This is a genomic window from Citrobacter sp. Cpo126, from assembly GCF_030332445.1.
Taxonomy (GTDB): Bacteria; Pseudomonadota; Gammaproteobacteria; order Enterobacterales; family Enterobacteriaceae; genus Citrobacter; species Citrobacter portucalensis.
Genome location: NZ_JAOWHT010000043.1, coordinates 483,836 through 495,831 on the forward strand (window position 1 = coordinate 483,836; position 11,996 = coordinate 495,831).

The following is an 11,996-nucleotide window of genomic DNA, read 5'->3' on the forward strand; positions in this document are numbered from 1 at the left end:
CGCCTTGATGCATCATGAATGATTTTGTGTGTGATTTAATAAGGATGTTTTACCTGAGCCAGTTCGTTTTCGCCAGTTCGATCACTTCATCACCGCGTCCACTGATGATTGCACGCAGCATATACAGGCTAAAACCTTTGGCCTGTTCGAGTTTGATCTGCGGCGGGATCGCCAGCTCTTCTTTCGCCACGACCACATCGACCAGCACCGGGCCGTCAATCGACATCGCCCTTTGTAGCGCTTCATCAACCTCTGAGGATTTTTCCACGCGAATGCCTGTAATGCCGCAGGCTTCGGCAATCCGTGCGAAGTTGGTGTCGTGCAGTTCGGTGCCGTCGGTCAGATAACCGCCCGCTTTCATCTCCATTGCGACAAATCCCAGTACGCTGTTGTTGAAGACAATAATCTTCACCGGCAGCTTCATCTGGACAACCGACAGAAAGTCTCCCATCAGCATGCTAAAGCCGCCGTCACCGCACATTGCTACAACCTGGCGTCCTGGTTCGGTCGCTTGTGCGCCGAGTGCCTGCGGCATAGCATTCGCCATCGACCCGTGGTTAAACGATCCGAGCAGACGACGTTTGCCGTTCATTTTCAGATAGCGTGCTGCCCACACCGTTGGCGTACCAACGTCGCAGGTAAAGATGGCATCGTCAGCGGCAAAGTGGCTGATCTGCTGCGCCAGATACTGCGGGTGAATGGCTTTATCGCTGGGTTTGGCTAAATCATCCAGCCCTTTGCGCGCCTCGCGATAGTGCTCCAGCGCTTTGTCCAGGAATTGCCGCTCGGTTTTCTCTTCCACCAGAGGCAGTAGGGCACGGAGAGTGGATTTAATGTCGCCTACCAGCGCCATATCAACTTTACTGTGTGCGCCAATGCTCGCCGGATTGATATCAATCTGAATAATTTTGGCGTCGGTGGGGTAGAACGGGCGATAGGGGAACTGGGTGCCAAGCAGGATCAGCGTGTCGGCATTCATCATGGTATGGAAGCCGGATGAAAAGCCAATCAGCCCGGTCATACCCACGTCATAGGGGTTATCGTACTCAACATGCTCTTTACCACGCAGGGCGTGAACAATCGGCGCTTTGATTTTAGCCGCAAACTCAACCAGTTCTTTATGCGCACCGGCGCAGCCACTACCGCACATCAGGGCGATATTGCTGGAGTAGCGCAGCAGTTGCGCCAGTTTTCTCAGCTCTTCTTCTTGTGGAGTCACCACCGGGAGCGGCGCATGATACCAGTGCGTGGTGGCGCTTTCAGGTGCAGGTTTTAGCGCCACGTCACCGGGTAAAACCACCACGGAAACGCCACGGTTGAGCACCGCCTTACGCATGGCAATTGCCAGCACCTGTGGGATTTGTTCTGGGCTGGAAACCAGCTCGCAATAGTGGCTACATTCGCGGAACAACTCTTGCGGGTGGGTCTCCTGAAAATAACCGCTGCCTATTTCACTGGAGGGAATATGCGCGGCGATTGCCAGTACCGGGACGTGGTTACGGTGACAATCAAACAGCCCGTTGATCAGGTGCAGGTTGCCTGGCCCGCACGAGCCTGCGCAGACGGCCAGTTCGCCCGTCAACTGCGCTTCAGCGCCCGCAGCGAAGGCTGCAACCTCTTCATGACGGGTTGGCATCCAGTCAATTGTTCCCATACGATTCAGACTGTCACTCAGACCATTAAGTGAGTCACCCGTTACACCCCAAATGCGTTTTACGCCAGCCTGTTCGAGTGTTTTAGCAATAAAAGCGGCAACCGTTTGTTTCATGGTTTTCCTTCTCCTCTAATGTGATACCGGTTACAAGTTTAGATGAAGATAATAGTTATGCTTCTCATTTCCCCCTTATTTCCGGCAGGTTTCATTTAACCTGTATTAAGCGTAGTTTGTTATTGGACATGGTGAAACAAGGAATAAATTCAAATGGTTACAAAACTATTAAATTCAGTTAACCGAGTACTGACTCACGAAGATTTTGGCAAGTTATTGTTACGCTTTGCCGTCGGTGGGCTGATGCTGTTTCATGGGCTGCATAAACTCTTTGCGGGTATTGATGGCATCAGCGGTATGTTGATAGCGAAAGGTTTCCCAGGCTTTATTGCGTATGGCGTTCTGTTGGGAGAGGTTGTGGCACCGTGCCTGATTATTCTTGGCATCCTGACGCGTCCGGCGGCGTTGGGGCTGGCGTTTACGATGGTTGTGGCATGGCTGATGGTCGGGATGGGTGAAACCTGGACACTGGATAAAACCGGTGCATGGGCGATTGAAAGTCTGGTTTATTTCTTCATCGGCGCGCTGGCCGTGGCGTTTTTGGGGGCGGGGCGTTACTCCGTTGCCGGGAATTCAGCCTGGCGATAGTTACCATCTAAGAGTCTATACCGAGGCGGGAAAGCGTAGCATTGCTCCGCCTCGTCGCTCAATTTGTCGCTAATCTATATGTCATCACTGTTCCATAGTTTGTGCCGACGTTTCAGCGCTCGCTGCGTCAATGCCCTTGCCATCGCGGCGCCTATTTCAGCGCTGACCACCAGCCCCTGAATAAACGGACGATCGTGCATCAACCACGGCAGCCCGCCAAAAGCGATGCGATTGCGGGCGTTTTCCGGCGCTTGCAGCGTGTAATCTTCGCCGATATCCGGGATCTCATCGCCACAGGCCAGCAGTTGATCGCGTAGCGTTGGGAACGGGATATCTTTGCTCTGCAATGCCCGTTGTCCTCGGGCGTCAATAAACACATCAAATTCGCTGCGCTGACCGTGGTGGGAAATTACCGTTATTTCCTGTTCATTCATGCGCTCATAATCTGTGCCGAGCGCGAGGATCTCAATCAGCCCAGCTTCGTGCAGCGCCAGCAGTCGGCGAACTGACTCTGACGGGATTGCCGCATAGTTATCAATAAATACCCGCGCCAGTCCGCGCTTGAAACGTTTTTCGTCGCGGGTATCAAGATGAGGGACTATCTCCTCGATAACCTCGTGCAGGCGCAGCAAGGTATAGCGCCAGGCGACGGTATGTTGTTTCTGCTTGTTGCGCTCAACTTCTACCAGGTTACGTCTTGCCCAGTCAAAAGGGTCATGCCTGAGCCTGTCGGCGAAATAGACTTCGGGGAACGTGTCGGCGTTAAGCGTCGCAAGCGCCACCTGTTGGCACCAGCCTGGCGCTGCGTCTTGCAGTTGTTGCGCCATAAGCTGAAAGATGCGGTCCAGTAATCCGTTTTGTCCATGGGCAATGGCATCTTCAATCGCTTCTGGCGTCGCGATATTCAGCGATTCATACGGAAGGGGGCAGTAAAAATCCGCTTCAGGCAGTACCCCGCTGCGCGACATCAGGGTTAGTTTCAGGTTTTGACTGTCGGATTTGGGTGTGAATTGCAGTGAATGGTCGGTATTGGTAGTGAAGGTGCCATGCTGACTGGCCACAGCCATCGCGGCGTCGATAGCACTTAACGAGGTGCCCAGAATCCCTACCCGGCAAGCACCAATCTGCGCGTCCATCAGACCGGTCCACGGACTGGGGAAAAATTTGCGTTCCTGAGCATCCGTTTCAGGCCACAGATGACCAGTGGCGATAGCGGCGAAATCCACCTCAACGGGCTGTGACGCGTGGTTGATCCACAAAGAAACCCCATTCGGGTCTGCTCGCAGGTCGGTGACTTCGCTTGATTCATGTACGCGAATCGTGAAACCGGCTTGTTGCGCTTTCTCGACAATGGCTAAAAAACGATCGCGATAATAGTCGCCGAGGATCACGCGGGGCAAAAATTGCCGCTCATGCAAAGACGCGCGTTCAATCTGAAACTGGGCCAGATAGTCATCACTTTGATTCTGAAGCCACGTCAGATAACTGATATAGATCGGCGGGATCTCAATGCTGGCTATATTTGCCAGCATGTGGTCTGCGTTGTTGTCGCTATTGTAAGGCATGCCAACGCCCGCCTCTTCAGCTTGCTCGTAAAGCTCTATTTCCAGCGGTTCACCGCGCTCAACCAGGGCATGAAACGTATAAATCCCGGTGGGACCGACGCCGACAATGGCCACTTTTTTCATGGGGATCCTTGTAGAAAGTTCGACGTGGTAGTCAGGGATTATGTTTAATCTGCGCAGGGTAAGTGTGGTCGATAATTTGCGGGGAGAGTGAAAACATCAGAATTTTTCAACGCCTGACAGCATAAAAAAAGGCCACCCGGTACAGCCAGGCAGCCTTTTGCACATCAGATACCGGCCAATTACGCCAGCACTAAATCACCCTGCGGATGACAGGAACAAGCCAGCACATAACCTTCAGCGATTTCTGCGTCGGTCAGCGTCATGGTGCTGCTGACCGTGTAGTTACCGTCAACCACTTTGGTTTTGCAGCAGCCGCAAACACCTGCACGGCATGCGGCGACAACCGGAACCTTGTTGCTTTCCAGCGCTTCCAGCAGCGTACTGCCCACTGGCGCGTAGAACTCTTTCGCCGGCTGTAGCTTGGTAAACTTCAGGCCACTGGTGGCGGCTTCGGCAACAGGTGTGAAGAACTGCTCTTTAAAGAAGCGCGTCACACCCAGCGCTTTGACTTCTTTCTCGACCAGATCCATATACGGTGCCGGGCCACAGGTCATCACGGTACGCGAGGTCAGATCCGGTACGCTTTTCAGCAGTTCAGTCGTCAGTCGGCCGGAAACAAAACCTTCTGTGGCATTGTTTTCAGCAACTAATGTCACCGGATATTCGCGCCACTCGTCGGCAAAAATGACATCTTGCGGCGAGCGAACGTTAAAGATTACCTGTACATCCGCTTGTGGGCGGTACTTTGCCAACCAGCGACGCATTGACATGATTGGCGTGACACCACAGCCGGCGGCCAGCATCAGGAACTTGTCTTCCGCTTTATCTTCACAGGTGAACTCACCCATTGCATCCGACAGCCAGATATAGTCGCCGCGCTTCACGTCGCGGGTTAGCCACTGTGAACCTGCGCCATCGTCAATCCGGCGGATGGTCAACGTGATGTACTCGCTAACGCCCGGTGTTGAAGAAATGGTGTAAGCACGCAGCGTATCCGCTGAATTACGTACGCTGACCAGTGCATACTGCCCGGCGCGGTAAGGATAATAATCGTGGCATAGCAACGAAATTGTCCATACATCCGGCGTTTCCTGATGGATGTGGTGAACCTGCATCCGCCATGGGCACTGATGAGTTGGCATTGTCATTCTTTACTCCTTACGCGCTCAGCAGTTGCTTCATGTCTTCTTCAACGGTGGTCACGGAACGCAGACCAAATTTCTCGTTGAGAACTGCCAGCAGATCCGGTGTGAAGAAACCAGGTGCAGTCGGGCCAGTGACGATGTTTTTCACGCCCAGAGACAGCAGGGTCAGCAGAATAACAATCGCTTTCTGTTCGAACCAGGAGAGCACCAGAGACAGTGGCAGATCGTTCACACCACAGCCCAGTTTCTCAGCCAGGGTTACCGCCAGGATGATGGCAGAGTAAGCATCGTTACACTGACCAGCATCCACCAGACGCGGCAGGCCTTCGATATCGCCGAACTCCAGTTTGTTGAAGCGGTATTTACCGCAAGCAAGGGTCAGGATCAGGCAGTCATCCGGCACGCTGGTGGCGAAGTCGGTGAAGTAGTTACGTTCACCACGTGCACCGTCACAACCGCCAACCAGGAAGATGTGACGCAGTTTTTCGCGGCTCACCAGGTCGATCAGGGTATCAGCAGCGCCCAGCAGGGTCTGACGACCGAAACCTACGGTGATCAGGTGCGGGATTTCGCTGTACGGGAAGCCAGCCATCTGCTGTGCCTGAGCGATAACCGGACCGAAGTTGTCGCCTTCGAGGTGGCTCACACCCGGCCAACCGACGATGCTACGGGTCCAGATACGGTCGTCGTACGCGCCAACGGTCGGGTCGATGATGCAGTTAGAGGTCATCACGATCGGACCTGGGAAGCGGGCAAACTCTACCTGCTGGTTCTGCCAGCCGCTGCCGTAGTTACCGATCAGGTGCTTGAACTTACGCAGTTCCGGGTAGCCGTGCGCCGGCAGCATTTCACCGTGGGTATAAACGTTAACACCAGTACCTTCGGTCTGCTCCAGCAGGTTGTAAAGATCTTTCAGGTCGTGACCGGAGATCAGGATGCACTTACCTTCGGTTGCTTTTACGTTGACCTGAGTCGGGGTCGGGTGGCCGTATTTGGTGGTTTCACCGGCGTCCAGAATGCTCATCACTTTGAAGTTCATCTGGCCGATTTCCATTGAACACTCCAGCAGAGCGTTCATATCGGCAGGCCAGGTACCCAGCCATGCCATGATTTTGTGGTACTGAGCGTAGATTTCGTTGTCGTACTGACCGAGAACGTGCGCGTGCTCCATGTAAGCTGCCGCACCTTTCAGGCCGTACAGACACAGCAGACGCAGGCCGAGAATGTTCTCGCCAATGGCTGCTTTGTCTTTGTTCGGGGTAAATTCAGCGGCCTGACGTTGCAGGTCGCCCAGATCGTCGCTGACCAGTTGCAGATCGGCCATCGGGTTGGTGACCGCTGCGTTCGCGTCGATGTTCAGGCATTGCGCTTTCAGGGCGTCGCGCATGGCGATAGCTTCACGGGCATAGCCAACAATACGCGGAGAATCGAAGTTAACGTTAGTCAGCGTGGAGAAGAACGCACGCGGCGCAAAGTTATCAACCTCATGGTCGATGATGCCGTATTCACGTGCTTTAACAGCCCATGCAGACAGACCTTGTAGGGAAGCAATCAGCAGATCCTGCAAATCGGAGGTCTCAGCCGTTTTACCGCACATACCCTGCGCGTAAGAGCAGCCGTTTCCTGCCGGAGTACGGATGGTTTGTTCACATTGCACACAAAACATGGTCACACCTTTTAAAGTTATATTTAATATACATGTTTAAGATTATGCCTGTGCGCGAATGGATAAAAGGGATTTCTACTACTACTTGCAGGGAGATTGATTTAGCGCAATTTTGGCGGTAGCTGACTACCGCCAGAGAGGTATTTGTTCCGGCGTCAGGCGGAGAAAAACGCCATCAGCAGAGGCACTAACAGACTCAGAATAAAGCCGTGGACGATGGCTGCTGGGACCATTTCCAGACCGCCGCTGCGTTGTAAAACGGGCAGGGTGAAATCCATTGATGTCGCGCCGCATAATCCCAGCGCGGTAGAGCGGCTGCGGCCCACCATTCCTGGAATCAACATAATGGCGATCAGCTCACGGGCCAGGTCGTTAAAGAAGGCGGCACTACCAATTACGGGCCCGAACGATTCGGTTAACAGAATACCGGACAGGGAATACCAGCCAAAACCTGATGCCATCGCCAGCGCGGTTTTCAGCGGTAGACCGAGGATCAAGGCATTGATAACCCCCGCCAGCATCGAACTGGCGACGACGACGACGGCCACGATCATCCCCCGACGGTTCAACACAATTTGCTTTAAGGTCATGCCGCTGTTGCGCAGTTGAATCCCCACCAGGAACAGTAAAAAGATTAACGTATATTCGCTGGCTTCGGTGGCATGCTGCAGAATGGGAAGCCCAGTGAGGCCGAGCAGGAAACCGATGACGACGACGCCGCAAAGCTGAAACGACTCAAGCGCCATTGCAATTCGCGAGGGGAGCTTTTCTTGCTTGTGGTTGTGTCTCCAGGGCAGCGAACGCTCCAGCCAGAACAGCGCCGCAATATTACACAGTATAATGACCGTCACGCTGACCGCAGAATAATGAAGAATGGCTAACAGGTTGCTGGCGAGATTATCCAGAAACGCCAGGCTAATACCCATAAAAAAGAGAATAAGGTAGACGATCCAGCTTAACAGGCGATTGATAAGTTGTAATGCAGTCCTGTGCCGGAGCGGAATAAGGTAGCCCACAATAAGGGGAACCAGAATGATTAACAGCCCTGAAAACATGAAAATCAGATCCTTGCTGAGAAGTAAGACGAAATGCGTCACTATAACCTAAATAATTCAAGTTGCAGGAAGGCGGCAAGGGAGTGAATCCCCGGGAGCGTACATAAGTACGTGACTGGGGGGAGCGAGCGCAGTCAACACATCTGCAACTTGAAGTATAACGGGTATACACACTACTCAATGCAAAGAGGGGAGTAAAGTTGCAAATAAAAGGAAATATAGAGAGGAAAAAAAAGACCTGACTTTCGCCAGGCCTTTTTGTTAGCGATTAATCGCGTTTTTCCAGCAGGGTGCGGTAAATAAGACCGCCGAGAACCCCACCGATAATCGGCATGACCCAGAAGAACCACAATTGTTGCAATGCCCAGCCGCCCTGGAAAATGGCTACTGCGGTACTACGCGCCGGGTTTACGGAGGTGTTGGTGACCGGAATACTGATCAAGTGAATCAGTGTTAACGCCAGACCAATTGCGATAGGTGCAAAACCTGCCGGAGCATGTTTATCGGTCGCGCCGTGGATCACTAATAAGAAACCTGCGGTCAGAATAATTTCAATGACGACGGCAGAAAGCATGGAATAACCGCCTGGTGAATGTTCACCAAAGCCGTTCGAAGCAAAACCACTGGCCGTTGCATCAAAACCTGCTTTACCGCTGGCAATAAGATACAGTGCCGCAGCTGCAACAATACCGCCCACAACCTGAGCAATAACGTAACCAATAACATCTTTTGCCGGGAAACGACCGCCAGCCCATAAACCGAAGGTTACCGCCGGGTTAAAATGCCCACCTGAAATATGACCCACAGCGAATGCCATGGTTAATACTGTCAGGCCGAATGCCAGCGCGACACCGGCAAATCCAATTCCCAATTCCGGGAATGCGGCTGCCAGCACTGCACTACCGCACCCACCAAAAACGAGCCAAAACGTACCGAAGAATTCAGCTGCTAATTTCCTGAACATAACCACCTCAATTAAAAGTTCCGGGTTCGTGTTCCTTGCCCGGTAATTCATCGCTAAAAGGGACGATGATGAAAGAGCGGGTATTTTAGAAAAAAATATCATCCCTTCGCCAGTTAAATTGATGAAAAAATTTGATTTAAGGCAATATGTTGCGATTCCTTTTTGAATCTTGGGTGAATGAAGCATAGTTCAATTAGCGAAAGGACGATGATTAAGTTCTGAAATTATATTCAGGAGAAAACATAAGAAGAATATTCTTATTTTTTTTGCTTTTGCGATTCACGCCAGATTGATATCGGGTGTCCTGAGCGCCCGCTTGCCGTTATACTCCTGATAACTTGAAGGAAAAAGTTAGCATTTCCGGAGGCTATATGATTCTCGAACGCGTTGAGATTGTTGGATTTCGCGGTATTAACCGTCTGTCGTTGATGCTGGAGCAGAGCAACGTGCTGATTGGGGAGAACGCGTGGGGTAAATCCAGTCTGCTGGATGCCTTGACCCTGCTGCTGTCGCCGGAGTCAGACTTGTATCATTTTGTCCGCGAGGATTTCTGGTTCCCGCCGGGTGATATACAGGGCAGGGAACACCACCTGCACATTATCCTGACGTTTCGTGAATCCCAGCCGGGTCGTCACCGGGTGCGTCGCTATCGTCCTCTGGAAGCCAGTTGGGCGCCTTGCCAGGATGGCTATCACCGCATTTTTTATCGCCTGGAAGGCGAGTGTGCGGATGACGGTAGCGTTCTGACCTTACGCAGTTTTCTTGATGGCGACGGCCATCCATTACCTCTCGATGACATTAACGATCAGGCGCGCCACCTTGTGCGTCTGATGCCGGTACTGCGTCTGCGCGACGCGCGATTCATGCGACGGATCCGCAACGGTACCGTGCCGGACTCGGCGGATGTCGAAGTCACCGCCCGCCAACTGGATTTTCTGGCGCGTGAGCTGGCTACCCGGCCGCAAAACCTGACTGACGGGCAGATCCGCCAGGGGTTATCGGCCATGGTTCAGTTGTTGGAGCACTATTTTTCCGAGCAGGGGGCTGGCCAGTCCCGCTACCGTCTGATGCGCCGTCGCTCCAATAACGAACAACGGAGCTGGCGCTATCTGGACATTATTAACCGCATGATTGATAAACCCGGCGGACGTACGCACCGGGTTATTCTGTTGGGCCTGTTTTCGACCTTGTTGCAGGCCAAAGGCACGCTAAGGCTCGATAAAGACGCCCGACCTTTACTGCTGGTGGAAGATCCGGAAACGCGTTTACATCCCATCATGCTGTCGGTGGCCTGGCACTTGTTGAATTTACTGCCTCTGCAGCGAGTGGCGACCACCAACTCCGGTGAGCTGCTGTCCCTTACGCCTGTTGAGCATGTTGTTCGCCTGGTACGTGAATCATCCCGTGTCGCTGCCTGGCGGCTGGGGCCGGGTGGGATCAGTGCAGAAGATGGTCGGCGAATCGCATTTCATATTCGTTTTAATCGTGCGTCATCGTTGTTTGCCCGCTGCTGGCTGCTGGTGGAAGGTGAAACGGAAACCTGGGTTATTAACGAACTGGCCCGCCAGTGCGGACATCACTTTGATGCAGAAGGGATTAAAGTCATTGAATTTGCCCAGTCCGGTCTTAAGCCGCTGGTTAAATTCGCCCGCCGGATGGGGATAGAGTGGCATGTGCTGGTCGATGGCGATGAAGCCGGGAAAAAGTACGCGGCCACGGTACGTAGCTTATTGAATGACGACAGAGAGGAAGAGCGTGAGCATTTGACCATGCTCCCCGCGCTGGATATGGAACACTTTATGTATCGCCAGGGATTTGCTGACGTCTTTCACCGGGTGGCGCAAATTCCGGAGAATGTGCCTATGAATATGCGCAAAATAATCTCCAAGGCGATACATCGTTCGTCAAAACCGGATTTGGCCATTGAGGTGGCGATGGAAGCCGGGCGGCGGGGCGTTGATGCGGTGCCAACGCTGCTGCGAAAAATGTTTTCCCGCGTGCTGTGGCTGGCACGCGGCAGAGCGGATTAGTGGCGAAACATCGACGACAGCTGCGAATGGATGCTGTCCAGTAGCTGATAGCGGCGGCGGTATTCTGCGCGTTTTTTGCTGGCAATATCCGCCTCGCTTTTTCGCGCCAGCGTGCGTGGAATATGATAGTACCCGTTGCTGTCGCACTCACCGCCAACCGACTCCCAAAAAGTGTTGTAGTCGGAAAGAATTACCTTGTTTTTATCGTCGTAGCGCGGGCTACGAAAAATATGCTGTTCATTGCTTACAGCCAGAATTTGTTCGATATTTAATTGTTCCGCAAAACAGCAAATGGCTTCCATCACAATACGTTTTGGGAAAATCCCATGGCATGATTTGGTCGCTTTTTGAATTTCTTCATGTGGCAGTAATCGGCTTCCTCCCTGTAACCCGCCAATAAACAACGTACTGTTCCCTTCATAATTGCACAGCGTAAACGTCATTTCCGCTAAAGTCTCGCCAGCGCAATTGCGTACCAGAATGGTGCTTTCACCTTCTTTATCCAGTATGATGAATGAAGTCATTATTACACTAAATACTTCGCTATTTTTTCCCTCAATTTGTGCTAGTTGTAATCCATCTTCACTTAAATAATCCTTAAATTCAGTGGCTGAAAAAAAGCTGCGGATAGCATTGTAGTGATAACGCACGGCATCCAGTTTCGTTTTGTGGTCAAGTTTTTTCGCGAGATAGGCGCGATGCAAACGAACCGGCAATCGTGGCTGGCGTGCAAGTATGCTATCAAGGTCAGGCCATTGCGCCAACTCGGTCATCCATTCACGCGTTAATCGCGGCATAAGCGCTGAGCGCAACAAAAACTTACGACGAAAGCTACGCTGATGCCAAAATTGTCCGGGGCGCCAATGTCCGGTCATCAGGCTACAAAAAAGGCTAAAACTTGTGACTGGTTTTGAGGAATGAAAAGTGCTTTCAGTTAGCTGGCTCATAATATAAATCCGATTGATACCCTTATGCTAATTTCAGCACAGCGGATCTTAACCATTCATCAATAAGTCTGTTATTCTTGCGCTTTTCAACGGCGATTTATTTAACGTTGATGTTTAGCACTCCACTCTGGTGGACGTATTGGGG

9 protein-coding genes are annotated in these 11,996 nt (G+C 52.3%); 2 read left to right on the top strand and 7 right to left on the bottom strand.

Features of this window, described 5'->3' with window-relative positions; translation table 11 throughout:
- Positions 1 to 49 precede the first annotated feature (49 nt).
- Complete coding sequence (gene poxB / locus OGY17_RS22840; RefSeq protein ID WP_032943955.1) at positions 50 to 1,768, bottom strand: ubiquinone-dependent pyruvate dehydrogenase; 1,719 nt, start codon at positions 1,766 to 1,768, stop codon at positions 50 to 52.
- Positions 1,769 to 1,921: 153 nt separating this feature from the next.
- On the opposite strand from poxB, the gene OGY17_RS22845 reads away from it, so the two are divergent.
- The gene (locus OGY17_RS22845; protein WP_257119506.1) at positions 1,922 to 2,356 is read left to right on the top strand and encodes a DoxX family protein; all 435 of its coding nucleotides are present in this window, start codon (positions 1,922 to 1,924) and stop codon (positions 2,354 to 2,356) included.
- A 74-nt stretch (positions 2,357 to 2,430) separates the two neighbouring features.
- Here OGY17_RS22845 and OGY17_RS22850 read toward each other — a convergent pair whose 3' ends face one another.
- From OGY17_RS22850 to aqpZ, 5 genes are all read right to left on the bottom strand, one after another.
- On the bottom strand, positions 2,431 to 4,044 hold the full coding sequence (locus tag OGY17_RS22850) for an FAD-NAD(P)-binding protein (RefSeq protein WP_234102675.1): 1,614 nt from the start codon (positions 4,042 to 4,044) through the stop codon (positions 2,431 to 2,433).
- Between the two features lie 179 nt (positions 4,045 to 4,223).
- Positions 4,224 to 5,192, bottom strand: a complete 969-nt coding sequence (gene hcr / locus OGY17_RS22855) for an NADH oxidoreductase (protein WP_003027256.1) — start codon at positions 5,190 to 5,192, stop codon at positions 4,224 to 4,226.
- 10 nt (positions 5,193 to 5,202) lie between these two features.
- Entirely contained in the window at positions 5,203 to 6,855 is a 1,653-nt protein-coding gene (gene hcp, locus OGY17_RS22860; protein WP_008785224.1) for a hydroxylamine reductase, read from the bottom strand.
- 155 nt (positions 6,856 to 7,010) lie between these two features.
- Positions 7,011 to 7,910: a LysO family transporter gene (locus tag OGY17_RS22865; RefSeq protein WP_234102674.1), complete on the bottom strand. Its 900-nt coding sequence runs from the start codon at positions 7,908 to 7,910 to the stop codon at positions 7,011 to 7,013.
- A gap of 268 nt (positions 7,911 to 8,178) precedes the next feature.
- The gene (gene aqpZ / locus OGY17_RS22870) at positions 8,179 to 8,874 is read right to left on the bottom strand and encodes an aquaporin Z (protein WP_003840208.1); all 696 of its coding nucleotides are present in this window, start codon (positions 8,872 to 8,874) and stop codon (positions 8,179 to 8,181) included.
- A gap of 371 nt (positions 8,875 to 9,245) precedes the next feature.
- Between aqpZ and OGY17_RS22875 the strand changes: the two genes are divergently transcribed.
- Entirely contained in the window at positions 9,246 to 10,904 is a 1,659-nt protein-coding gene (locus OGY17_RS22875; protein WP_071444785.1) for an ATP-dependent endonuclease, read from the top strand.
- Here OGY17_RS22875 and OGY17_RS22880 read toward each other — a convergent pair.
- A complete protein-coding gene (locus OGY17_RS22880) occupies positions 10,901 to 11,851 on the bottom strand; it encodes a VirK/YbjX family protein (RefSeq protein WP_008785220.1) in 951 nt (316 codons plus the stop codon). The two genes, OGY17_RS22875 and OGY17_RS22880, sit on opposite strands and share 4 nt — an antisense overlap.
- Between the last annotated feature and the right edge of the window lie 145 nt (positions 11,852 to 11,996).

Bases quoted from the DNA above. Each gene is read 5' to 3' on its own strand.
- aqpZ (WP_003840208.1), bottom strand. From the start codon at position 8,874: ATGTTCAGGAAATTAGCAGCTGAATTCTTCGGTACGTTTTGGCTCGTT.
- poxB (WP_032943955.1), bottom strand. From the start codon at position 1,768: ATGAAACAAACGGTTGCCGCTTTTATTGCTAAAACACTCGAACAGGCT.
- OGY17_RS22845 (WP_257119506.1), top strand. From the start codon at position 1,922: ATGGTTACAAAACTATTAAATTCAGTTAACCGAGTACTGACTCACGAA.
- hcp (WP_008785224.1), bottom strand. From the start codon at position 6,855: ATGTTTTGTGTGCAATGTGAACAAACCATCCGTACTCCGGCAGGAAAC.
- OGY17_RS22850 (WP_234102675.1), bottom strand. From the start codon at position 4,044: ATGAAAAAAGTGGCCATTGTCGGCGTCGGTCCCACCGGGATTTATACG.
- hcr (WP_003027256.1), bottom strand. From the start codon at position 5,192: ATGACAATGCCAACTCATCAGTGCCCATGGCGGATGCAGGTTCACCAC.
- OGY17_RS22865 (WP_234102674.1), bottom strand. From the start codon at position 7,910: ATGTTTTCAGGGCTGTTAATCATTCTGGTTCCCCTTATTGTGGGCTAC.
- OGY17_RS22875 (WP_071444785.1), top strand. From the start codon at position 9,246: ATGATTCTCGAACGCGTTGAGATTGTTGGATTTCGCGGTATTAACCGT.
- OGY17_RS22880 (WP_008785220.1), bottom strand. From the start codon at position 11,851: ATGAGCCAGCTAACTGAAAGCACTTTTCATTCCTCAAAACCAGTCACA.